The sequence below is a fragment of the Allocellulophaga tsushimaensis genome (assembly GCF_055383085.1).
Genome location: NZ_AP039451.1, coordinates 4,372,895 through 4,397,757, shown reverse-complemented (window position 1 = coordinate 4,397,757; position 24,863 = coordinate 4,372,895). Strand labels below are relative to the sequence as shown.

Annotated in this window: 24 protein-coding genes; 22 read left to right on the top strand and 2 right to left on the bottom strand. The window is 33.1% G+C overall.

What is annotated here, in order from left to right; translation table 11 throughout:
• Positions 1–145: 145 nt before the first annotated feature.
• From trxA to ACZ451_RS18830, 12 genes are all read left to right on the top strand, one after another.
• Positions 146–445, top strand: coding sequence for a thioredoxin (gene trxA / locus ACZ451_RS18885; protein ID WP_464214972.1), 300 nt, complete (start codon positions 146–148; stop codon positions 443–445).
• Positions 446–555: 110 nt separating this feature from the next.
• The gene (locus ACZ451_RS18880; RefSeq protein WP_464214971.1) at positions 556–1,734 is read left to right on the top strand and encodes a molybdopterin molybdotransferase MoeA; all 1,179 of its coding nucleotides are present in this window, start codon (positions 556–558) and stop codon (positions 1,732–1,734) included.
• A 10-nt stretch (positions 1,735–1,744) separates the two neighbouring features.
• A complete protein-coding gene (locus ACZ451_RS18875; protein ID WP_464214970.1) occupies positions 1,745–2,086 on the top strand; it encodes a winged helix-turn-helix domain-containing protein in 342 nt (113 codons plus the stop codon).
• Positions 2,083–2,826 carry a sulfite exporter TauE/SafE family protein gene (locus ACZ451_RS18870; RefSeq protein WP_464214969.1) on the top strand — a complete coding sequence of 248 codons (744 nt, stop codon included), beginning with the start codon at positions 2,083–2,085 and terminating at the stop codon, positions 2,824–2,826. The genes ACZ451_RS18875 and ACZ451_RS18870 overlap by 4 nt, the downstream gene beginning before the upstream one ends.
• A 1-nt stretch (position 2,827) precedes the next feature.
• Positions 2,828–3,412 carry a molybdenum cofactor guanylyltransferase gene (gene mobA, locus ACZ451_RS18865; protein WP_464214968.1) on the top strand — a complete coding sequence of 195 codons (585 nt, stop codon included), beginning with the start codon at positions 2,828–2,830 and terminating at the stop codon, positions 3,410–3,412.
• Positions 3,396–3,629: a MoaD/ThiS family protein gene (locus tag ACZ451_RS18860; RefSeq protein ID WP_464214967.1), complete on the top strand. Its 234-nt coding sequence runs from the start codon at positions 3,396–3,398 to the stop codon at positions 3,627–3,629. The genes mobA and ACZ451_RS18860 overlap by 17 nt, the downstream gene beginning before the upstream one ends.
• 122 nt (positions 3,630–3,751) lie before the next feature.
• Positions 3,752–4,834 (top strand): molybdopterin-synthase adenylyltransferase MoeB, encoded by a 1,083-nt coding sequence (moeB, locus tag ACZ451_RS18855; protein WP_464214966.1) that lies wholly within the window; start codon positions 3,752–3,754, stop codon positions 4,832–4,834.
• A gap of 30 nt (positions 4,835–4,864) precedes the next feature.
• Positions 4,865–5,305 carry a molybdenum cofactor biosynthesis protein MoaE gene (locus tag ACZ451_RS18850; protein ID WP_464216942.1) on the top strand — a complete coding sequence of 147 codons (441 nt, stop codon included), beginning with the start codon at positions 4,865–4,867 and terminating at the stop codon, positions 5,303–5,305.
• A 124-nt stretch (positions 5,306–5,429) separates the two neighbouring features.
• A complete protein-coding gene (locus ACZ451_RS18845) occupies positions 5,430–5,795 on the top strand; it encodes a four helix bundle protein (protein WP_464214965.1) in 366 nt (121 codons plus the stop codon).
• 210 nt (positions 5,796–6,005) lie between these two features.
• Positions 6,006–6,917, top strand: a complete 912-nt coding sequence (gene moaCB / locus ACZ451_RS18840) for a bifunctional molybdenum cofactor biosynthesis protein MoaC/MoaB (protein ID WP_464214964.1) — start codon at positions 6,006–6,008, stop codon at positions 6,915–6,917.
• Positions 6,917–7,924 (top strand): GTP 3',8-cyclase MoaA, encoded by a 1,008-nt coding sequence (gene moaA, locus ACZ451_RS18835; RefSeq protein ID WP_464214963.1) that lies wholly within the window; start codon positions 6,917–6,919, stop codon positions 7,922–7,924. The genes moaCB and moaA overlap by 1 nt, the downstream gene beginning before the upstream one ends.
• A 169-nt stretch (positions 7,925–8,093) precedes the next feature.
• Positions 8,094–8,909 (top strand): RluA family pseudouridine synthase, encoded by an 816-nt coding sequence (locus ACZ451_RS18830; protein ID WP_464214962.1) that lies wholly within the window; start codon positions 8,094–8,096, stop codon positions 8,907–8,909.
• A gap of 199 nt (positions 8,910–9,108) precedes the next feature.
• Here ACZ451_RS18830 and ACZ451_RS18825 read toward each other — a convergent pair whose 3' ends face one another.
• Positions 9,109–10,617 carry an alpha-L-fucosidase gene (locus ACZ451_RS18825; protein ID WP_464214961.1) on the bottom strand — a complete coding sequence of 503 codons (1,509 nt, stop codon included), beginning with the start codon at positions 10,615–10,617 and terminating at the stop codon, positions 9,109–9,111.
• Between the two features lie 249 nt (positions 10,618–10,866).
• On the opposite strand from ACZ451_RS18825, the gene ACZ451_RS18820 reads away from it, so the two are divergent.
• The 10 genes from ACZ451_RS18820 (at position 10,867) to ACZ451_RS18775 (ending at position 23,097) form a co-directional block, all read left to right on the top strand.
• Positions 10,867–12,408, top strand: a complete 1,542-nt coding sequence (locus ACZ451_RS18820; RefSeq protein ID WP_464214960.1) for an alpha-L-fucosidase — start codon at positions 10,867–10,869, stop codon at positions 12,406–12,408.
• A 122-nt stretch (positions 12,409–12,530) separates the two neighbouring features.
• Positions 12,531–13,538 (top strand): zinc-binding alcohol dehydrogenase family protein, encoded by a 1,008-nt coding sequence (locus ACZ451_RS18815; RefSeq protein WP_464214959.1) that lies wholly within the window; start codon positions 12,531–12,533, stop codon positions 13,536–13,538.
• Between the two features lie 43 nt (positions 13,539–13,581).
• A complete protein-coding gene (locus ACZ451_RS18810) occupies positions 13,582–15,234 on the top strand; it encodes a UxaA family hydrolase (RefSeq protein WP_464214958.1) in 1,653 nt (550 codons plus the stop codon).
• Positions 15,235–15,288: 54 nt separating this feature from the next.
• Entirely contained in the window at positions 15,289–16,743 is a 1,455-nt protein-coding gene (locus ACZ451_RS18805) for a tagaturonate reductase (RefSeq protein ID WP_464214957.1), read from the top strand.
• Positions 16,744–16,753: 10 nt separating this feature from the next.
• On the top strand, positions 16,754–18,298 hold the full coding sequence (locus tag ACZ451_RS18800) for an alpha-L-fucosidase (protein WP_464214956.1): 1,545 nt from the start codon (positions 16,754–16,756) through the stop codon (positions 18,296–18,298).
• Between the two features lie 24 nt (positions 18,299–18,322).
• Entirely contained in the window at positions 18,323–19,150 is an 828-nt protein-coding gene (locus ACZ451_RS18795) for an amidohydrolase family protein (protein ID WP_464214955.1), read from the top strand.
• Positions 19,151–19,176: 26 nt separating this feature from the next.
• Complete coding sequence (locus ACZ451_RS18790; RefSeq protein WP_464214954.1) at positions 19,177–19,968, top strand: SDR family oxidoreductase; 792 nt, start codon at positions 19,177–19,179, stop codon at positions 19,966–19,968.
• 83 nt (positions 19,969–20,051) lie between these two features.
• Positions 20,052–21,365 (top strand): L-fucose:H+ symporter permease, encoded by a 1,314-nt coding sequence (fucP, locus tag ACZ451_RS18785; protein WP_464214953.1) that lies wholly within the window; start codon positions 20,052–20,054, stop codon positions 21,363–21,365.
• 4 nt (positions 21,366–21,369) lie between these two features.
• The gene (locus ACZ451_RS18780) at positions 21,370–21,714 is read left to right on the top strand and encodes an L-rhamnose mutarotase (protein WP_464214952.1); all 345 of its coding nucleotides are present in this window, start codon (positions 21,370–21,372) and stop codon (positions 21,712–21,714) included.
• A 3-nt stretch (positions 21,715–21,717) separates the two neighbouring features.
• Entirely contained in the window at positions 21,718–23,097 is a 1,380-nt protein-coding gene (locus tag ACZ451_RS18775) for a glycoside hydrolase family 28 protein (RefSeq protein WP_464214951.1), read from the top strand.
• 6 nt (positions 23,098–23,103) lie between these two features.
• Here ACZ451_RS18775 and ACZ451_RS18770 read toward each other — a convergent pair whose 3' ends face one another.
• Positions 23,104–24,804 (bottom strand): sulfatase family protein, encoded by a 1,701-nt coding sequence (locus tag ACZ451_RS18770; protein WP_464214950.1) that lies wholly within the window; start codon positions 24,802–24,804, stop codon positions 23,104–23,106.
• Between the last annotated feature and the right edge of the window lie 59 nt (positions 24,805–24,863).

Below are 24,863 nucleotides of genomic sequence, written 5' to 3'. Positions count from 1 at the left end.
ATAGTTTGCGGGGGATCACTAAATATACTATAAATCTTTATGTTCTAAAAGCTTTAGTGAAGGCTATTTTAAATGTGTATTATTTTATGAATTAGTTGTAATATTTAAGTTGATTTTGCTACTAATAAAAAAGATAAAAAGAAATATGAAAAGTAGTTTAACTAAAATAGTAGATTCTGATACTCCCGTATTAGTTGATTTTTTTGGTGAATGGTGTGGTCCATGTAAAACCTTAGCCCCCATCTTAAAACAGGTAAAAGAAGAGCTAGGTGATGCTGTAAAAATTGTAAAGATTGATATTGATAAAAACCAGCGATTAGCGCAACAATACCAAGTAAGAAGTGTGCCAACAATGATTTTATATAAAAAAGGAAAACCAGTATGGAGACAATCGGGTGTGGTTCAAAAAAATGATATTACCAGAATTATTGAATCCTATAGCTAATTGCTTATTATTTTTAGTAAAATATAATCCTCATTTTTTTAAATTAAGTAATCAAAGCGTTATATTTGTTTGGGAATAACGATAAGCATTCTCATGCAATTTTAAATAGTATGATTACCATAGCGCAAGCACAAGATCTTATAAAAGGAAATGTACTAAAAACGCAAAATGTAAAGCGAGTTTTACTTAGTGATGCTGTGAATTCTGTTTTAGCAGAAACACAATTCGCTGCTATAAATATGCCTCCCTTTAGACAATCTGCTATGGACGGCTATGCCATTTGTAGTAATGGTGCTAATACCTACAGTTTAATAGGTGAAGTACAGGCAGGAGATGCTGATCAACCTAAATTAGAAAAAGGACAAGCTATTCGTATTTTTACAGGAGCACCAGTTCCTGAAACGGCAGATGCGGTTATAATGCAAGAAAAAGTACTGGTTTCTGATGATACCATTACGCTACAGATGGAAATAAAACCACAACTGAATATTAGACCTGTTGGGGAACAAGTAAAAAAGGGTGATGCAGCTTTAAGAGAAGGTGCCGTATTAACACCAGCTGCAATAGGCTACTTGGCAAGTTTAGGGATTGCGGAAGTGCCTGTATATCAAAAACCAACTATAGCAATTGTTACTACTGGAAACGAATTAGAAGAGGCAGGAACTCCTTTAAAATATGGTAAAATTTACGAAAGCAATGCAAAAATGCTAGCAAGTGAATTGTACCGACAAGATTACAAAAACGTTTCGCTTCATAAAGTCATTGATGATTATAACAAAACAAAAGACACTTTAGAAAAACTGATAACAGAATATGATGTTGTATTGGTTTCAGGTGGTATTTCTGTTGGAGATTATGATTTTGTGGGTAAAGCTTTAAAAGAAATAGGAGTTGAGGAGATTTTTTATAAAATAAAACAGAAACCAGGAAAGCCATTATTTTTTGGGAAGAAAAAAAACAAATTTGTCTTTGCTTTACCAGGAAATCCAGCATCTACGCTCACATGCTTTTATATGTATGTATATCCAAGCTTACGAAAAATAGCAGGTTATGAAAAGTATTCTCTTTTACAACTACAAAGTAAATCACTTTCTCATTATATCAATAGAGGAGACAGGCCTGTGTTTTTAAAAGGGAAATTAAGTGAAGATGGTGTGGAAATTTTAGAAGGACAGAGTTCTGCAATGTTACAAACCTATGCATTGGCTAATGCATTAGTTTATGTTCCAGAAACAGTTTCAGAAGTACATAAAAGAACAACATTAACTGTTTATTGTTTGCCAAATTAAAAATAAAAAAATGACAGCATATCATGTAAAAAGTAGAATTTGGATAGAATCTGGTGATAAAGTATTATTAGGGCAGGGTAGGGTGTCCTTATTAAAAGAAATACAAGAAACAGGATCTTTATCTAAAGCAGCAAAGTCTTTAAAAATGTCATACAAAAAAGCATGGACTTTAATAGATGCTGTAAATAAATCTGCTAAAGAACCTGTTGTTATGATGAGTGTTGGAGGAGTAAAAGGAGGCGGCACAGAAGTAACAACTTACGGGAAAAAATTAATTGCTGTTTTTGAAGAAATTAATAGCGAATGTTGGGCGTTTTTAGAAAAACAAGAAGAGAAAATTAAAAATTTATGAGTTTTGATACCTCTTACTTTTGGTGGTTTTTAATGATACTACCTATTGTTTCTTTTCTTTATGCTGGTGTAGGCCATGGAGGAGCTAGTGGTTACTTAGCTTTAATGTCTTTATTTTCATTTGCACCAGAAACAATGAAACCCACTGCTTTAGTATTAAACTTATTTGTTGCAGGCATCTCATTTTATCATTTTTATAAAAGTGGCTATTTTAATAAGAAACTATTCATAGCATTTGCTATCGGATCAATTCCAATGGCATTCGTAGGCGGAATTGTAACCATAGATGCAACTATTTATAAAAAAATTTTAGCGGTTTTATTAGTATTTGCAGTTTTAAAAATGCTGAATGTTTTTGGGAAAGAAAGCAAAAGAGTAAAAGAAGTAAAAATTGTGCAAGGAATAGGTATTGGTGCTGTAATAGGTTTTTTTTCAGGTTTAATAGGTATTGGTGGTGGCATTATACTAAGTCCGGTAATTTTAGTTTTGCACTGGGGTAATATGAAAGAAGCTGCTGCAGTTTCGGCATTATTTATTTGGGTGAATTCAGCAGCTGGTTTATTAGGACAAATAAGCTCTGGAATAAGTTTTAGAGCAGAAGCATTTGTAATGGTGGGTGTTGCCCTAATAGGAGGTTTTGCAGGTGGTTATTATGGGAGCAAAAAAATGAGCAATATGAGATTACGCTATTTACTGGCTTGTGTACTTATTTTGGCGTCCGTTAAATTATTTTTTATTTAGAATGATCGCTAAAGAACATATAACAGGCATTATTCTCGCAGGTGGAAAGAGTAGTAGAATGGGAAGCGATAAAGGCTTTATGAAGTTAGAAAATAAACCTTTTGTTCAACATAGTATAGATGTTTTAAAACCGATAACAAGTAGTATCGTTATTGTTAGTAATAATAAAAATTATGATGCTTTAAAACACAAACGCATAGATGATAAGTTAGAAAATCAAGGACCTTTAGCAGGTTTGTATTCAGGATTAACATATAGCAATACGGAGTATAATTTTGTGCTCAGTTGTGATGTGCCTTTGATGAGTACTGCAGTTTTAGAACAACTAATAAGAGGATATGAAACTAACCTTGATGGTGTAATTGTAGAAGCAAATGGAAAACTAATGCCATTAATAGGCTTTTATAAAAAAAGTTGTGCAGCGCATTGCGATACATTATTAAGGCAAGGAGAAAGAAGAATGATGAAGCTTGTAGAAAAAATGAACACTAGAATAGTAAAATTGGAAAAATCTTTATGGGAAGCCACAAGAAATATAAATACACAAGAACAATTAAAAGCATTAGAGAATGAATATCCAAATTAAATATTTTGGAATGTTAACAGAAGTAACTTCTTGTACAGAAGAATTGCTTAGTTTTTCTAAAGTAACTATTAATGATTTATTAGTAAGTTTATTTGAAAAATATCCAAGTTTAAAAGATAAAGATTTTCAAGTGGCTCAAAATCAAGAAATTGTAACATTAGAAACTGAGGTTTCAGGTGCAGAAATAGCTTTATTGCCACCATTTTCAGGAGGATAGGGTGAAGAGTTTATGAGTTTATGCTGCACTAGTTTATAAGGTTATAAAATGTAATATCCCCTTGAGGGGATTATAGGGGTGTAAAATGAAAAGCATATTAAATTGAAATCAAAACCATAGAATTGAGCAGATATCTAAGACACATATCACTTCCAGAAATTGGAATAAAAGGACAAGAGAAACTCTCCAGTGCTAGAGTATTAGTTATTGGAGCAGGTGGTTTAGGTTGCCCTGTATTACAATATTTGGTTGCTGCGGGTATAGGTACAATAGGAATTGTAGATTTTGATGTGGTGGAAGAATCTAACTTACAACGTCAGGTGCTTTTTGGAGTTTCGGATCTAGGAAAAAGTAAAGTACTAGCTGCAAAAACCAGATTAGAGAATTTAAACCCAACATTACAAATTAATGCATACCAAGAGCAACTGAAAGCCACTAATGCAATGCGTTTTTTTGAAGGCTATGACATTATAGTAGATGGAACCGATAATTTTGGAACACGGTATTTAATTAATGATGCAGCTATACTTACGAATAAACCAGTGGTTTATGGTGCTATTTATAAGTTTGAGGGGCAAGTATCCGTTTTTAATTATAAAAACGGACCTAGTTATCGTTGTTTATTTCCAAAACCACCAGTAGAAGGTGCAATACCTAATTGTGCAGAGATTGGGGTTTTAGGGGTTTTACCCGGAATTATTGGAAGTATGCAAGCTAATGAAGTACTAAAAATAATTTTAGAATTAGGAGACGTATTATCTGGAAAAATGTATTATTTCAATACGCTTAACAATCAATCTAATACCATAAAAATAGCTAGAGTAGCTCAGGAAATTCAAAAAGTGATAGATAGAGGAACTCAATTTGAAATAGTACATCAGACTGCTACTTGTACAACAGAATTGAATACCATTTCTTTTGATGAGATTTTTGATGTCAATCAAGTGCAGTTTATAGATGTAAGAGAATTTGGAGAAATGCCAGAGGTAACCGGTATAGAAACCATTCAGTTGCCTTTAAGCAGTTTAAAAAATCAATTAGATAAAATCGATTTAAAAAAACAAAAAATTATCTTTTGTCAATCTGGTATAAGAAGTAAAAAAGCAGTTGCATTATTAGAAGAACAGCATATAACAAATTGTTATTCTTTAAAAGAAGGTGCTCCTTTTTTAGCAGAAGTGCTAATAGAAAAAGGACATGAATAATGATAACAGAGTTAAATGAATAAAAAGAATATGGATAAAAAAATAAAAAATGTTTTTAGAGAAGGTGCTATAAGTGCAGCATTTATTGGGAACTCAATAGAGAAACATCAGTCTAAAACAAATATAGGGGCGCATAATATTTTTTTAGGACAAGTGCGTGCCGATGAAATAGAAGGGAAGAAGGTAGTAGCAATAGATTATACGGCTCATACAGAAATGGCAAATAAGATGTTCCATGAAATACGTGAAGCTACTTTTGAGAAATATGATTTAACCTGTATGCATATATATCATAGTTTAGGAAGTGTTGCTTCGGGAGAGATTTGCCTTTTCGTTTTTGTATCATCTCCAAGAAGAAAAGTAGTTTTTAAAGCCTTGGAGTATGTTGTGGAACGCATTAAAGCAGAAGTTCCTGTTTACGGAAAAGAAATTTTTGAAGATGCATCACATCAATGGAAAGTGAACTCATGATAGTTATAACTTTGTAGAGTGTTTAATCGTGGAATTGTGTATATGTTAAATTGTCTAGCTGTGTAATTGTTTAGATAATTAAAAAAATCAACGAATCAACACATTAACAAATAAATATAAAAATATGCCATACTTGTTTTCTTTTGAAAAATTAAATGTTTGGGTTGATGCTAAAGAGTTAATTAAGTTGATCTACTCGGTTACTAAGAAGTTTCCTAAAGACGAGCGGTTTGGTTTAACAAGTCAATTACGGAGAGCAATGGTTTCTGTAGCATCAAATATTGCAGAAGGAACATCTAGAAGTACTAATAAAGATAAAGCTCGTTTTATGACTATAGCATATAGTTCTTTAATGGAAGTTTTAAATCAGGTTATTATAGGGTATGAGTTAGATTTTATGAATCAAAAAGAATACGATCAGATAAGAGTAGAAATTGAAAAAATTGCTAACAAATTAAATGCACTTAGAAAATCACAACTAAGAAATTGAATGATGTAACTGTTTAAATATGTTTAATCGTTTAATGGAAGTGATTTTAAAACTGTGTAATCGGTTATTTGTTTAATCATATTTACGTATCAACGAATAAATAATTAAACAATCATATCAATCAATACAGTTAAACATATTGACAAAAAACAGGCACACGAATAAATGATTAAACAAACACACAACAACAACTAAAGAGAACCAAATACAATGGTAGATATCACTCATAAAAATAATACACTACGAGTAGCAACGGCACAAGCAATTGTAAAGGTGAGCTCTGCAGATACTATAAAAGCTATAGAAGAAAAAAAAGTACCTAAAGGTGATGTTTTTTCAATGAGTAAGGCTGCTGGGTTATTGGGGGTTAAAAAAACGCCAGAGTTATTACCAGATTGCCATCCATTGCCTATAGAATATACTGGGATTTCTTATGAAATTAATGGGCTAGAAATTAAAGTTTTAGTCACTATAAAAACCATTTATAAAACAGGAGTAGAAGTAGAAGCAATGCATGGGGCTAGTGTTGTGGTGCTAAATATGTACGATATGCTAAAACCGATAGATAAAGGCATCGAAATTCATCAGATTAAATTGTTGGAGAAAACCGGAGGGAAGTCTAGTTATCAAGATAAATTTAGAAAAGGTTTAAAAGCTGCTGTAATTGTATGTTCAGATTCTATATCCGCAGGAGAAAAAGAAGACAGAGCAGGGAAGGCTATTATGGCGAAACTAGAAGAATGCGAAGTTACGCTTATGGATTATATTATTATTCCGGATGAAGTAGCTACTATTCAAGAAAAGGCAAATTATTATCAAGCTAATGGAGCAGATTTAATTATCTATACAGGAGGAACAGGTTTATCTGGAAGGGATGTTACACCAGAAGCTTTACAACCTTTATTAGACAGAACAATTCCTGGAATAGAAGAGGCAATTCGTAAATACGGACAAGATCGTATGCCCTATGCCATGCTATCTAGAAGTGTAGCAGGAACTATAAAAAACACCTTGGTGTTAGCATTACCAGGCTCTACCAAAGGAGCAAAAGAATCTATGGATGCTATTTTTCCGTCAGTACTCCATGTTTTTAGAATATTAAAAGGCGCAAGACACGACTAATGGAGAAACCAAATAATATATTAACAGACACTTTTGGTAGAGAACATAACTACCTAAGAATTTCGCTCACCGAGCGTTGTAATCTTAGATGTACCTATTGTATGCCAGCCGATGGGATACAATTATCTCCTAAGGCAAATATTATGACCTATGAAGAAATTTTTACGATAGCTAAAGAGTTTGTAGCGCATGGTGTTACTAAAATTAGACTAACAGGAGGTGAGCCATTAGTTCGGAAAGATGCGAAACTGATTATAGAAAAATTAGCAAGCTTGCCAGTTGAACTTACTTTAACAACCAATGGGATTTTAGTAGATAAATTTATTGATGTGTTTAAAGCCTGTGGTATTAAAAAATTAAATGTGAGTTTAGATTCTTTAAGCGAAGCTAAAAATACAAGTATTACCCGCCGTAATTATTTTGAAAGAGTTTACAATAATATTTTATTACTGGTTAAAGAAGGTTTTATTGTTAAAATAAACTGTGTTTTAATGAAAGACTTTAATGATAATGAAATTATAGACTTTATTAAACTTAGTAAGGCGTATCCATTGCATATTCGATTTATAGAATTTATGCCTTTTGATGGCAATAAATGGAATATGGAAAAATTGGTGTCTCTAGAAGAAATTTTAAAAGAAACCTACATAGAATATAAAACTAATGAAGTAGTGCGTTTAACTGATGCACCTAACGATACCGCTAAAAATTATCAAATAAAGGGCTATAAAGGTACTTTTGCAATCATTAGCTCTGTGACCAATCCGTTTTGTGATAGTTGCAATAGAATACGACTTACGGCAAATGGGCAATTAAAAAATTGTTTGTTTTCTACAGGAGAATCGGATTTGCTTACTCCTTTACGAACAGGAAAATCTATTGCTCCAGTAATTCAAAAACTAGTACTTTCTAAAAAGAAAATTAGAAATGGAATGGATACACTGGAAAAGTTTAAAGATACTGATGCACATGATGCTAATAGAAGTATGATTACTATTGGAGGATAGAATAGTTTTTATTGTAGTTTTTTAGAATTAGGATCAATTTAAAAACGATGTATACTTTAATATAAGTAAAATATTAGATTAGTAGTAGTGCCTAGATCATAATAAAACCCAATAAACTAAAAGTATTATAGAAACCCATAAAGTTCCTCCACAGCAAAACCCAATCCGTTTGCAAGACTACGGAATAGGTATTTTTACAACAATTTTAACCAAATCTGCTTTAAAAAAAGCCATCAAGAGAATGCAGATTGAAGTTGATGGAAAACTGACCACAACAGCACAATATATTAAAGGAGGCGAGACCATCATTTATCATCATACTAGGACTAGTATAAAACATAAGCCAATTCATTTAAACTTAGATGTGGTTTATGAGGATGATTATCTCGCTATTATACACAAACCAGCAGGAATTTTAGTAAGTGGTAATTCTTTTAAAACTATAGCGAATGCTTTAAACCAGAATTTAAAACCAAGCCTGCAACCAGATGCAGTACAACCAAGGCCAGTACATCGTTTGGATTATCAGACGACTGGACTTTTAATGATAGGAAAAACAAGTACGAGTATAGTAGCTTTAAATAAGATGTTTGAACATAGAGCAGTTGTGAAAACCTATAAAGCGGTTACTATTGGTAAAATGGAATTAAAAGGAGAAATTGATGAACCTATTGACGGTAAGGACGCAATATCTTTATATGAAGTACAAAAATCGGTAGTTTCTAAACGATTTCAGTATTTAAACCTAGTTAAATTATCCCCACAAACTGGTAGAAGGCATCAGTTGCGTAAGCATTTATATGCGATAGGGAATCCTATATTAGGAGATGCTGATTACGGCAAGGAAGGTCTTGTTTTAAAAGGAAAAGGATTATATCTGCATGCTTTTTCATTAGAGTTTGTACATCCTATAACCAATGAAAGGGTATATGTGGAAAGAGAATTACCCAAAAAGTTTATCCGTTTATTCACTTCGTTAGTTTAGGGGTTTAGTGAAAAATGTTTAATTGCTTAGCTGGTTTAATCGTTTAAGTGTTTATTAGTTTGATTTCTTTAGGGAAATCTAACCGACGATTTAGATTTTTTATAGGGTTTAGGTTTTTTTGCTTTACTGAGTCTATCAGTCTATTTATAAATGAATAACACAAATAAACGAATCAACAAACAAAAAAGAATCAACAATTTTATTCTCCTTCAATTTTAAAAACAAAAGCATGGTTGCCTTTTTTTTCTTTAGGAGGTATAATCAGTAATCCTTCCGAGGTCATTTTAAAATCTAATTGAACATCACTACCTAATAATTGAACAGATTTTACTTTTTTCTGGTATAAGTTTTTATTTGTAGCTAAAGCGGGTAAAATAATTGTGTCTTTTGGCCATCCTAAAACAGTAGCATAAAGCGTTTCTCCTTTAGTAGTATATCTAATATCTTTCTCTGTATTAGGATCATTAAAGCGTTCACTTAAATGGCCTTCTACAACTTTAGCAGGCCCTTCACCATATATTTTCCATGGTCTAGTACCGTAAATAGCTTCTCCATTAATCTTAAGCCAATCACCCATTTCTAATAATCGATCTTTCACCCTTTGCGGTATCTCTCCATTTGCTTTAGGCGTAATGTTTAAGAGTAGGTTTCCATTTTTACTTACAATATCTACCAATGCATCAATAAGGCGGTTGGTAGATTTGTAATCTGGATCTTTTATATCACTCCAAGATTTCCAATCTATAGAATCGTCTGTAAGCCAAGGAAATTCTTTACCTTCACTCATTCTTGCGCGTTCTACGTCTATAACGGCAGAACCAACTGCAAAATCTGTAAACTTATAAGTCGCTACCACTTCTCTATTTTGAGCTACTGCTGCATTATAATAATACGTTAGAAATTCTTTCCGGGATTGCTCATCAATAATATCCATTTTATTATCAAACCATACTAAATCTGGCTCATACTTATCTACTAGTTCTTTTAGCCTGTCTAACCATTCTTTATTAAAAGCTGCGTCTGGCAATGGCTTGGTAGGGATATCTGCCATTACAAAAGTATTTTCGGGAACCTTAGGACCATATAAACCACTATACTGAGGGTTACTGGCGTCTACAGTCTCATCCCAAGTAGGGAACCAAGCGTACATCCAATGTCTGTGATAGGTAGCAATAAATTTTAGGTTTTGCTTACGAAGAGCAACTGCCATTTCACCAACAATATCTCTTTTAGGGCCTTTGTCCATCGCATCCCAAGTCGTTAAATCGCTATCCCACATGGCAAAACCATCTGCATGTTCACTTACAGGGCCTCCAAATTTTGCACCAGCATCTTTAAAGAGCTTGGCCCACTCGTCTGCATTAAACTTCTCCGCTGTAAACATGGGGATAAAGTCTTTGTAACCAAACTCAGATAAATCACCATACGTTTTCTCATGATATGTTCTCTCTTCAGTTCCTTCAATATACATATAGTGCGAATACCATTCATTTTTGTAGGCTGGAACAGAGTATGGCCCCCAATGACAATAAATACCAAACTTTGCATCAAGAAACCAATCTGGAGTTTTATGTTCTTTTAGAGCACTCCAATCTAAGGTAAATGCTTGTTCAGGATTTTTTTGCTCTTCAACCTGTTTTGTATTCCTACAATAAAACAATGCTACTATTAAAATGAATACTAAAAATGTGTTTTTTATTTTAATCATAATTGCGATTCTTAATATGAAACTACAAAGCTATATGGTTTTATAACATAAAAAACGAATCAATATTAGTTTTTTGAATTTTAGCATCACATAAATTTACGATAGTTGACTGAAAATAAAGGTTTTTCGATAAAATAACCATTTGTTCTATTAAAAGGAACATATAGCAAACTTAACGATAAGTAAATTTTAGACATTAGCAATATCATAATATGATCGTGTAACCAACATTTACTTAAATTAACTATAATGCAAAAAACTAAACTCTTATTCGTATTATCATGTTTGCTTTTATCTGTTTCTTGTGGAGAGGAAAAGAAAGTTGAAACAAAAGAAACGCCTCAAATAGCGGCTGTTTACGAACCAAATTGGGAATCTATTCAAAAAAACTATAAAGATCCAGAATGGTTTAATCAAAAGAAATTTGGAATTTTTATTCACTGGGGCGCCTATGCTGTACCGGCTTTTGGTTCAGAATGGTATCCTAGAAACATGTATATGGATGAAAATAGGTTGAGTGCTACTTTAAAAGTAGAAAAACCTGGTGCTACTGTTGAATATTTACACCATATGGAAAACTACGGGAATCCTAAAGAATTTGGTTATAAAGACTTTATCCCTATGTTTAAAGCAGAAAAATTTAATGCGGCTGAGTGGATTGATTTGTTTAAAAAATCAGGTGCAAAATATGTAGTTCCTGTAGCTGATCATCATGATGGTTTTGCAATGTATAAATCTAATACAACAAGATGGAATGCCGCTGATATGGGGCCTAAAGTAGATGTACTAGGGGAACTAATGAAAGAAGGACGTAAAGCAGGTTTAATCATGGGAGCATCTTCTCATTACGCTTTTAACTGGTCTTTCTACAATAAAAAAGATCATTTTGATACTACAGATCCCCAATATGCTGATTTATATTCTAAAAAAGGAAAAGATCCTAAAGAACCTGTGTCAGAAGAATTTAAAGAACAATGGTGGAAAAGGACTAAGGATTTAATAGATAACTATCAACCAGATATTTTATGGTTCGATTTTATGTTAGATATGCCGGCCTTTAAAGAATACAGACCCAAATTAGCTGCTTATTACTACAATAAAGGCCTTGAGTGGGGTAAAGAAGTTGTTTTACAAGATAAAAACTTCGACCATGATGCATTTCCTGAAGGATCGGTAATTTATGATTTAGAAAGAGGTAAATTGCCTGGTATTCGTAAATTACCATGGCAAACAGATACATCAATCGGTAAAAACTCTTGGTGTCATGTTACCAATTGGGAGTCTAAAACGGCAAATCAATTGATTGATGATTTGGTTGATATTGTTTCAAAAAATGGAAACCTTTTATTAAATGTAGGCCCAAAGGCAGATGGTACTATTCCAGATGATCAAAAAGAAATATTATTACAAATAGGGGCTTGGTTAGATGTTAATGGAAAGGCTATTTACGACACTAAATATTGGAATACTTTTGGAGAAGGACCAACAGAAGTAGGAAAAGGACATCACTCAGAAGGAGGAAATAAAGCATTTACAGGTCAAGATATTCGTTTTACTCATAAGGATGATAAACTATATGCTATTATGATGGCTTGGCCAGAAAATGGAGAAGTAGCTATTAAATCTTTAGGTAATGACAGTGAATACGCTGAAGAGATTACAATTAAATCAGCTAAACTTTTAGGTAGTGATGCTACACTTAGCATTAAACAAAATAAAGATGCATTAGTTGTTAGCGGATTAGGAGAAAAATCTGGCGAGCATGCCCACGTCATAGAAATACAATTATAAAAATTATTTAGTTTTCGGTGAAACAATCACATTTGATTCACTCATTGATCAAGTATAAAATTTAAAATACGTGTATCTTTTACAGAGATGCACGTATTTATATTTATAAAATATAGCACGGAATGAAATATATTGTTTGTGAAAAGCCTGGTCTTTTTGAATTAAAGGAAAAAGAACAACCCATTAGAAAAGAAGGAGAAGCGCTTTTAAGAGTAAAAAAAGTGGGTATTTGCGGTACAGATTTACATGCATATTCTGGTAATCAAGCCTTTTTTACCTATCCAAGAATTTTAGGACATGAATTGGCTTCAGAAATTGTAGAAATAGGAACTAACGAAAGAGGGTTAAAAGCTGGAGATAAAGTTGTTATTATGCCCTATATAAGTTGTGGTACTTGTATTGCTTGTAGGTATGGCAAAACAAATTGCTGTTCTAATATTAGTGTATTAGGAGTACATTCGGACGGTGGTATGCAAGAGTATATAACGGTTAGACAAGATTTATTATTACCAGCAAATAATTTATCGTATGACGAAATGGCTATTGTAGAGCCATTAGCTATTGGGGCACATGCTATCCGTAGAGCTAATGTGCAAAAAGGCGAAACAGTAGTTGTAGTTGGTTGCGGCCCTATTGGTATTGGAATGATAAAACTTGCACAAATAGCAGGAGCTAAAGTAATAGCGCTAGATGTAAATGATGGCAGATTAGCTTATGCTAAAGATGAGATAGGTGCCGATTTTGTAATAAATGTAAATGATAATCCTGTTGATAAAGTGGCAGAAATTACAAATGGTGATATGGCTACAGCAGTATTTGATGCTACAGGCTTTAAAGGAGCACTAGAAACAGGGCCAGATTATATGGCGCATGGCGGTAGGTATGTATTAGTAGGACTTTCTAAAGGAGAACTCATCTTTACACATCCTAAAATTCATGCAAAAGAAACTACTATAATGTGTAGCAGAAATGCAACAACTGAAGATTTTGAGCATGTTATAAATGTTTTAAATGAATTTCCAACAGATTCTTTTATTACTCATAATGTACCTTATACAGATATGATTTCTAATTTTGATAGTTGGACAAAGCCAGAAACGGGAGTAATTAAAGCAACCGTAGATTTTTAAAAAGGTGTTATAATTAAAATACAAGCGTAAAAAGCAAGGAAATATGGTTAAACCTTATGCACAAATAGATGCAAAAGACAATATCATTGTAGCAATACAAAAATTAGCGAAAGATACTTTAATTGATGTTGCAGGAGAACATTTTAGTTTGCAAGAAGACATCAAACAAAAGCATAAATTTTCTTTACAAGATTTTAGTGTTGGCGATCCTATTATTATGTACGGGGTATTGGTAGGTAAAGCAGTTCAACCTATAAAAAAAGGAACCGCTATTACTACAGAAAATATTGTACATGCTTCAGCTGCTTATAATCCTGAGCAAGAAGCTTATCATTGGACAGCGCCAGATATATCTAAATATAAGAACAGAACTTTTAATGGGTATCACAGAGCTGATGGGCAAATAGGTACCCGTAATTATTGGCTGGTAATACCTTTAGTTTTTTGTGAAAATAGAAATGTAGATGTAGCACGTGATGCATTGTTAGATGCATTGGGTTATCAAACCAATAAAGATTTTTCTGTAGATACCTTAAAATTAGTTGAAGCCTATAAAAATGGTTCTACTACAGAAGAATTATTAGAAACACCTATAGTACACACTAAAGAAGAAGTTGCGAAAAATAGGCTATTTGCAAATGTAGACGGCATTAAGTTTTTAAAGCACGATGGCGGTTGCGGAGGAATTAGACAAGATGCGGAAACTTTATGCAATTTATTAGCAGGCTATATTACAAATGCCAATGTTGCAGGCGCAACCATATTTAGTTTAGGATGCCAGAATGCACAAATACAAATGCTACAAGATGCCATTGCTAAAAAAGATCCAAATTTTAGCAAACCCATATATTATTTAGAGCAACAAAAAATTGGTAGTGAGCGGAATTTCATAGAAACAGCTGTTAAGCAAACTTTTGTAGGCTTAGTTGAAGCGAATAAAGTAGAAAGAAAACCAGCACCTTTAAGTAAATTAGTTTTAGGACTAGAATGTGGTGGTTCCGATGGCTTTTCTGGAATATCTGCAAACCCGGCTTTAGGCTATGCATCAGATTTATTAACCGCATTAGGTGGCTCCCCAGTATTGGCAGAATTTCCAGAATTAAATGGAGTAGAGCAAGAATTGATTAATAGATGTGTAGAAAAAAACGATGCAGAAAAGTTTGCTACATTAATGAAAACCTATGCACAAAGAGCTGTTGAAGTAGGTTCAGGTTTTGAGAATAACCCATCACCAGGTAATATTAAAGATGGCTTAATAACAGATGCTATAAAATCTGCAGGAGCTGCAAAAAAAGGAGGAACCTCTCCCGTAACTGCTGTTTTAGATTATACAGAAAAAGTAGAAAAACCAGGTTTAAACTTATTATGCACCCCAGGGAATGATGTAGAAAGCACTACAGGTCTGGCAGGAAGCGGTTGTAATTTAATTGTTTTTACAACTGGTTTAGGAACACCAACAGGTAACCCAATCGCCCCAGTACTAAAAATGTCTAGTAACCATATCCTTTCCAAGCGAATGGAAGATATTATTGATATTAATTCTGGTACCGTAATAACAGGAGAAGATTCTATAATTACCATGGGCGAGAAAGTTTTAGAGGAATTAATACAGGTCGCCAGCGGCGAAAAAGTAGCAAAAGCAGAAATAAATAATCAGAACGATTTTATTCCTTGGAAAAGAGGGATTTCTTTATAAGAAAAATAATTTTAAGGGATTATCCTTAATAGCAATAGAACACAGTAAAGCAGAATGCAAAAACTAAATAGAACCACAAGAATAGATAGAAAAGCATTGCCATTAAAAGTAATGCAATTTGGAGGAGGAAATTTTCTGAGAGCCTTTGTAGATTGGATGATTCATGTACTCAATGAAGAAACTAATTTTAATGGAGGTGTAGTAGTAGTAAAGCCTACAGAAAGAGGAGATTATGTAGCATTAAAAGAACAAGAAGGTTTATTTACTGTAGTTCTGGACGGGATAAAAGATGGCGAATTAGTAGCTGAAAAGACTGTTGTAGATTGTGTACAGCAGGTAATACAACCCTATATTGAATGGGATGCCTATTTAAAATTAGCGGAAAACCCAGAGTTACGTTTTATTGTTTCAAATACTACTGAAGCCGGCATTAAATTTAATACTGAAGACAATTTAGAAGATCATCCACCAAAAGAGTTTCCTGCTAAGCTAACGATTTGGTTACACCATCGTTTTAATCATTTTAAAGGAGCTGCTACAAAAGGATGTATTCTATTGCCTTGCGAGTTAATCGAAAATAATGGAGAAGCCTTAAAAACGGCTATTATAGCCTATGCAAAGCAGTGGAATTTAAGTGAGGATTTTATAGCATGGATTCATTCCGCCAATCATTTTTGTAGTACGCTGGTAGATCGTATTGTTTCTGGTTATCCGTCTGATAGAGCAGATGCTATTCAAGGAGAAATGGGCTTTGAAGATCAGCTATTAGTAGCAGGAGAATATTATCATAGTTGGGTGATACAAGGTGCAGATATCGTACAAAAAGAACTTCCTTTTGCACAAACAAACCTAAATGTAGAATTTGTAGATGATTTGGTTTCGTACAGAGAAATGAAAGTTAGAATTCTTAATGGAGCGCATACATCAATGGTTCCTGTAGGCTATTTAGGAGGAATTAGATTAGTAAAAGAAGCGATGAAAGATGAGGTGATTAGTAGCTATGTAGCATCACTTTTGATGAAAGAAACCATAAAAACACTCAATTTTTCTGATGAAATAACGCATAAGTTTGTACAAGACGTTTTAGATAGGTTTAGAAATCCTCAGTTAAAACACCAGCTCATCAGTATTTCATTAAATAGCACTTCTAAATTTGTTGCACGTTTACTACCTACTTTAAAAGATTATTATGCAATTGACGGACAACTCCCAAAACATATTGTTTTTGGACTTTCTGCATTAATTCGTTTTTACAAAGGTTCGTTTAATGGAGAAGAAATCGACTTAAAAGATGATCAATCGGTACTAGATTTCTTTTCATTACAATGGAAAGCAGTAGAGGCAAAAACAATAACTATTCAGGATTTAGTAGAAACGATATTAGCAAACACTTCTATTTGGAAAGAAGATTTAACCCAAATAAATGGACTAGTTGCTAGTGTATCTCAAAATATCTTGAATATTGAAAATAAGGGAATCCATCATTCTCTTAAAGAAACTATTATATAAAGGGACTCGTATGAAAAAATTAAACGCTAAGCTTATTTTATGTCTAGTATTAACTTCTCTATTTCTTAGTTGCGAAGAAAAAAAAGAAGATAAAATTATAGCTGAAAATAATTCAGAAGTAAAAAAAGAAAAAAAATATACAGAAGATTGGGCGTCTTTAGGAAAGCATAACGAATCTCCAGAATGGTTTAAAAATTCAAAATTAGGAATTTACTTTCATTGGGGTCCATATTCAGTTCCAGCATTTTATAGTGAGTGGTATCCTCGTTATATGCATTTTAAGGATAATAAAGTGTATAAACATCATGTAGAAAAATATGGTGAACTATCAGAATTTGGATACCATGATTTTATACCAATGTTTAAGGCAGAAAAGTTTAATGCAGACGAATGGGCACAACTATTTGAGGATGCAGGAGCACAGTTTGCAGGTCCGGTTGCAGAACATCATGATGGTTTTGCTATGTGGGATAGTGATGTAACTCCATGGAATGCTATGGATAAGGGGCCAAAAAGAGATGTTACAGGAGAAATTGCAACAGCTATACGGAAAAGAGGAATGAAATTAATAACCACATTTCATCATTCTAAAAACTTGCAAAGAAGTACAGAATTAGGAAAAGAAGTATCAACAAGTCATTTCCCTAATTTTGAAGGAATGCCTCCAACTTCTGATGATCCAGAATTACAAATGCTTTATGGTAATATGGAACCAGAAAAATGGTACAAAGAAATATGGATGGCTAAGTTGAAAGAAGTAGTAGATAAATACAACCCAGATATTGTTTGGTTCGATTATGTTTTAGGTGATATCCCTGAAAAATATAGAAAAGAATTTGTGGCTTATTATTTAAATGAAGCGGATAAAAAAGGACAAGAAGTTGTTTTAGGAAGAAAACAACACGATTTGCCTTTATCATTAAGTGTTGATGATTTAGAACAAGCACGTAAAAATGTAATAGGCACAAAAACATGGATGACAGATGCTACTATTAGCGATGGGAGTTGGTGTTATACCGAAAATTTGGGGGTAAAACCAGCAGAAGATATTTTGCATATGCTTGTAGATATTACAAGTAAAAATGGGGTTTTATTATTAAATGTATCACCCAAAGCAGATGGGACTATTCCTGAGAACCAGAAAGATGGTTTGTTAAAAATGGGGGGATGGCTTAAAAAATACGGAGAAGCCATCTATGATACAGAAGCTTGGTATACCTTTGGAGAAGGGCCAACAAAAGAACCAAAAGGGCATTTTGGAAACCACAAGGCTTTTATAAAGTTAAAATATTCTAATAAAGATATTAGGTATACTACTAAAGACTATACCATTTATGGAATTGTTTTAGGAGCTGTAGAATCTAACAAAGAGATGCTTTTAGAGTCTTTTGCAAAGAAAAATATTTTGGACGAACCTAGTATAGAAAGTGTTTCTTTTTTAGGAAGTAATGAAAAAATAGATTGGGAATTAACAGAAGAGGGTCTTAAATTAAAAGCGCCATCAAAAACGATAGATGAAATGGCTACAGTAATAAAAGTTAATATATCGCAATAAATATATAATTTAAAAGATAATAGATTGAATATAGATGCACACCAACATTTTTGGCAATACGAACCTGTAAAACATGCATGGATAGATGATGAAATGGCGTTGATACGTAGGGATTTTATGCCAAATGATTTACAAAAAATATACGCTGAAAATAATATAGATGGTTGTGTAGCGGTGCAAGCAGACCAAACTTTAAAGGAAACCGATTTTTTGATAGACTTAGCTGAAAAGTATAGTTTTATTAAAGGTATTGTAGGATGGGTAGATTTACGTGGTGGAAATATAGGATCTGATTTAGAGAAATATAGTGATTATAATATTGTAAAAGGTTTTAGACATGTAGTGCAAGGAGAGCCAGATCATAATTTTTTACTGCGTTCTAATTTTACAAAGGGTATTTCGTATTTAGAAAAATATAACTTTGTGTATGATATTTTAATATTTCCGCATCAGTTGGGGGCTACATTAGAATTCGTAAAACAGTTTCCAAACCAGAAATTTGTTATAGATCATATCGCAAAACCTTATATAAAAGATGGTTATTTTGAAGGCTGGGCAACTTTAATGAAAGAAATAGCAAAACATAAGAATGTATACTGTAAAGTTTCTGGGATGATTACAGAAGCAGATTATAAAAACTGGACTACAGCGCAATTACACCCTTACATGGATTTAGTATTAGAAGCTTTTGGAACGGACCGTTTATTATTTGGTTCTGACTGGCCTGTTTGCAATGTAGCAGGAAATTATGGCCAAGTAAAGGATATTGTAACTACTTTTATAAAAGACTTAAGTGAAACAGAACAAAAAGCAATTATGGGGCAAAATGCCATTGCATTTTATAACTTATAACAGCAAGAATAAAAATATAGATTAAGATGGATTTAGGATTAAAAGATAAAATTGTAATTGTAACAGGAGCTGCAGGTGTAAAAGGGAGTATAGGAGAAACTATAGTACAAGCACTAGCAAACGAAGGAGCTGTTCCTGTAATTGTATGTAGAAATGATAGAGGTATTGGCTATGCAAAAGAACTTCAAGATCGTGGTATTGATTCTATTTTCGTAAAAACAGATTTATCAGATCATGTGCAAATAAAAGCAGCTGCAGAAGTCATTGAAAAAAAATATGGAAGAGTAGATGCGCTTATAAATAATGTAGGCGTAAATGATGGTGCAGGTTTAGATGCCTCTATGGAAGATTTTATGTGGTCTATAAAATTAAATATGGTAAGCTTTTTTGCAATGACAAAATATTGTTTACCCATGCTAAAAAAGGTGAAAGGAAATATTCTTAATATTGGCTCTAAAGTAGGTTTAACAGGGCAAGGAGGTACTTCTGGTTATGCTGCCTCTAAAGGTGGTGTTCTTGGGCTAACTAGAGAGTGGGCAGTAGATCTTATTAAAGATGGAATCCGTAGCAATGCCATTATAATTGCAGAAAGTATGACACCAGCATATCAAACATGGTTAGATACTCTGGAGAATGGAGAGGAAAAAAAGAAAGCCATAGAAAGTAAAATTCCATTAGGGAATAGAATGACAACTCCACAAGAAATAGCAGATCAATGTTTATTTACCATCTCCGATAAATCATCACATACTACAGGACAATTTATCACTGTAGATGGGGGGTATGTTAATCTAGACAGATCATTACTTACTGAATAAAACACATATTTATCCTTCTAACATAAGTATAGAAGGTATTTTTATAACATAATGAAAACCAACTAACTTTAAAATCAATATTTATGGATACTAAGAAAATACCAGTAGTTTCAAAACAACTCTTGGCGCCTTTTATCATTATTACTTCTCTATTTGCTTTATGGGGTATCGCTAATGATTTAACAAACCCAATGGTATCTGCCTTTAAAAAAGTAATGCCAGAGCTATCTAACATGCAAGCATCATTAGTACAGTTTGCTTTTTATATTGGTTATGCCTCTATGGCTATACCTGCAGCTTTATTTATAAGAAAATATAGTTACAAATCTGGAATTATTTTAGGTCTAGTATTATACGCTATTGGAGCTTTTCTTTTCTATCCAGCTGCTGAATATGAAGAATACACCTATTTTTTAGTATCATTATATATTATTACATGTGGTTTAGCTTTTCTAGAAACTACATCAAACCCATTAGTACTAGCTTTAGGAGCTAAAGAAACAGCAACACAAAGATTAAATCTAGCACAAGCATTTAATCCTATTGGGTCTTTAACCGGAATCTTTTTAGCACAATTTATTATTATTGATGCCTTACGATCAGATGACTATACAGCAGAAGCATATGCTGCTTTAACGTCAGAAGAGACTGCAGCTGTTAGGGAAAACGATTTAGGTATTATTAGCTATCCATATATAGGTCTTGGTATTCTTGTGGTAATTATTTTACTGATTATCTTAAAAACTAAAATGCCAAAAACTTCTGATGAAGATAAAATGCCACTTGGTGAAGCAGTGAAGAAATTATTTGCTAATAAAAGATATCCATTAGGAGTTGTTGCACAAGCATTTTATGTTGGTGCACAAATTATGTGTTGGACTTATATTTATCAATATGTAGATAATTTAAATATTGCTTTAGGAACAGAATTAACTGCTTCTTGGTGGCAAGTAGGAGCAATGTGTTCGTTCTTAATAGGAAGATGGATTGGTACTGCTTTAATGAAGAAAGTTAATCCATCTAAACTTTTAATGTATTTTGGTCTTGGTGGTATTATTTGTTGTGCAGGAGCTATGTTTTTACCTGGAATGGCGGGCTTATTTGCTTTAGTGGCAATATCTTTATTTATGTCTATTATGTTCCCAACAATTTACGGAATAGCTTTAAAAGATATGGGAGATGAAGCTAAAATAGGATCTGCAGGTTTGGTAATGGCTATTGTAGGTGGAGCTGTTATGCCGCTATTACAAGCATTGATTTTGGATATAGATGGCCCTGGTTTAGCAGATACTTTAATTGCAGGAGTTCCAGAAGTTAATTTTTCTTATATCCTACCATTAATATGTTTAGGAGTTGTAGCTCTTTATGGATATATTACCTCAAAACCTAATGCTTAAAAAGATGTCTAAAACAAAAAGATTTTGTCTTACCTGTGATTTAAAAGACGATCTAAAACTAATTGCAGAATATAAAGAATACCATGCGCCTGGAAATGCATGGCCCGAAATAACAGCAAGTATTAAAGATGCTGGTATCATAGATATGCAAATTTACCTTTCTGGTAATCGGATGTTTATGATTATGGAATGTGATGAAACTTTTGATCCTAATAAAAAGGCCGAAATGGATGCTAACAATCCTAAAGTCCAAGAATGGGAGCAATTAATGTGGAAATACCAACAAGGGCTCCCTTGGGCAAAAGACGGTGAAAAATGGATTGAAATGGAAAAAGTATTTCAATTATAGAAAATGCTAAAATATTGTGGTGCATTATGTCTTTTCCTAGTCACATTAGCTCTTAGTGCGCAAACCTATAATATTACAGATTATGGAGCTGTTGGTGATGGCAGTACCTTAAATACTACTGCCATACAAAATGCAATTAATACCTGCTTTAAAAATGGAGGAGGCAAGGTTATTATTCCTAGAGGTAATTTTGTTACAGGAACACTTTTATTAAAAGATAAGGTAATCCTGCATATCAAAAAAAGGGGACAGCTTTTAGGAAGCACAAATCCATTAGATTATAAAAGTATAGATACTTTTGTTGATGCAACGGGTCAAGAAAGGGGAAATTGTTTAATTGGCGCTATAGATGCCCACCATATCGGAATTATAGGAAAAGGTACAATTGATGGCAATGGAGCAGCTTTTAGTTATGATGCTATACAAGCTAAAAAGAAAGCTCTAGGTATTGCTGATACAGATACTACATTTGGAACCAACCGTCCTTTCTTATTACGTTTTGTACAAAGCTCAAATATTACACTTAAAGATGTTGTACTGAAACAGCCTGGGGCTTGGACATGTCATTTTTATCAATCTCACGACATAGAAGTGAAAGGTATTACAATTTACAGTCATGCAAATCATAATAACGATGGTATAGATTTAGATTCTAGTTATAATACAAGCATAAAGAATTGTACCATAGATACCGGAGATGATGCTATTTGTTTTAAAACAACAAGTCCATTACCAACGTATGCTATTAGCATTACTAATTGTACACTTAAAAGCGAATGGGGAGCTCTTAAATTTGGAACAGAATCTATGGGCGATTTTTATGATATCCATATAAAAAATTGCAAAATTGAAGATACTAAAGGTGGAGGGATAAAAATACTTAGTGTAGACGGTGCACATATTTATGATATTGAAATTTCTGATATTGAAATAAAAAATACAGATATGCCTATTTTTATTCGCTTGGGAGAACGACTTAGAACATACAGAGGAGCTCCTAAACAAACTACAGGAACTATAAACAATATCTATATCTCTAACATAAAAGCTTCTACTAGGAATTTATCTGAGTCTAGAGTAAATCCACCTTCCGGAATTTTAATCACTGGTACGCCTAATCATCGAATCGGAAAAATTAGTTTGGATAACATACAGCTTACTGTTGCCGGTGGAGGCAATGAAGAAGATACTTTGGTTACTGTGGCAGAAGATGAGGAGAAATATCCAGAGTTTAGTTTTTTTAAAATTTTACCCGCTTATGGAATATTTGCAAGACATATAGATAAATTACAGATCAATACATTAACCATACATACAAGAGAAAATGACAAGCGAAAAGCTTCTGTTTTTGAAGATGTAATCACTAAAAAAATAAGTAATTAAAAAATACTAATCATTCCAATGCGCATCAATTACTTTTTGAATATGCGGATAATTTTTGTCTGTCTCATTTAAATCTTCCCTCATTTTTATAAGCTGCGTTTTTAGCTCAGCTATAGTTTGCTTATAATTAGGATTATTATAGGCATTATTCATTTCTTTAGGATCTTTTTTTAAATCATAAAATTCCCATGCAACAGGAGTATGGTTTGTAAAATCATTTCCCCAACTATTTGTATTCCATTCGGCATCTGGATCATCGGTGTCTACCCAATACTTACCGTAAAAAAATACTAACTTATAGTCTTTGGTACGGATTCCAAAATGAGCAGGGTTTTGATGTTTATGTGCTAAATGCATCCAATATCTGTAATAAGTTGCTTGCTGCCAGTTTTCTGGTTCTTCTCCTGTTTCTAGAATAGTTTTAAAACTTTTCCCTTGCATATAATCTGGAGCGGTACCACCTGCAAGTTCAATTAGAGTAGGAGCAAAGTCAGTGTTATTTATAATAGCATCTGTGCGTGTACCCGCTTTTATTTTTTTTGGATATCGTATAAAAAATGGCATGCGCATGGCTTCATCATACATCCATCTTTTGTCTATATAGTCATGTTCACCAAGCATAAAGCCTTGGTCGCCAGTATATACTATAATGGTATTGTCTAATAAACCTTCAGCATCTAAGTAATCTAACAAACGTTTTACATTATCATCTACCCCTTTTACACATCGCAAATATCTTTTTAAATAATCTTGATAGGTTTTACTGGTGTATTCTTTTTCTTCTGGAGACATTTTCCATTTTACCAATTCATTTGCATTAATATTATTGGCTTCTCTATATTTTTTATAAATACTAGAATCTTTTGTATAGATATTCATTGCCTGATTTCGGATTAAATTTCTATGCGATACAGAAGACCCTAATACACGCGTTAAAGAATCGTTTAGACCTCTGGTAGCGATAGAGCCATTGTTTTGATTGTTGTACAAACTTTCTGGCTCAGGAATAAAAGTGTCTTTTAAATAAGCGTCGTATCGTGGCGCGTTTTCAAAATCATCATGAGGCGCTTTAAAATGATGCATCAAAAAGAAAGGCTTATCTGGATCTCTTTTTGTTTTTAACCAATCTAATGAAATGTCAGTAATCATATCGCTGGAGTGCCCATTGGTTTTGACTATATTTTTGGGCCATGATTTTTCTCCTCTAATTCTAAATTCAGGATTAAAATACTTTCCTTGAACAGGTAATACTTTGTAATAATCAAATTCATCGGGTTCATCGTGTAAATGCCATTTGCCTATTAATGCTGTTTGGTATCCTAGTTTTTTCATTTCTTTAGGTAAGTATTGCTTTTCTGGTGCAATAGCCCCTTCAAGATCTAATACTCCGTTAGTTTGTGCTCGCTGCCCTGTAATGATGGCGGCCCTGCTCGGTACGCAGATGGCGTTATTTACAAAACAATGATCAAATATGATGCCTTCATTTGCTAATTTATCTAAAGTTGGGCTTGGGTTTAAAGATGCCAATCTGCTATTGTATATTCCAAAAGCCTGTGTGGTATGGTCATCTGCCATAATGTATATAATATTTGGTTTTTGTTCAGGTTTTTGAGTTTTAGTACAAGAATTTAAAACTAAAATTGGAATACAAAAGAATTGTATTGCGATAGCTATTTTTAAAATTCTTTTTTTTGATAATTCTATCATGAACATAAGTTGTTTTTTAGGGCACTAATTTGTGCTGTCTAACCTAATATTATCATAAG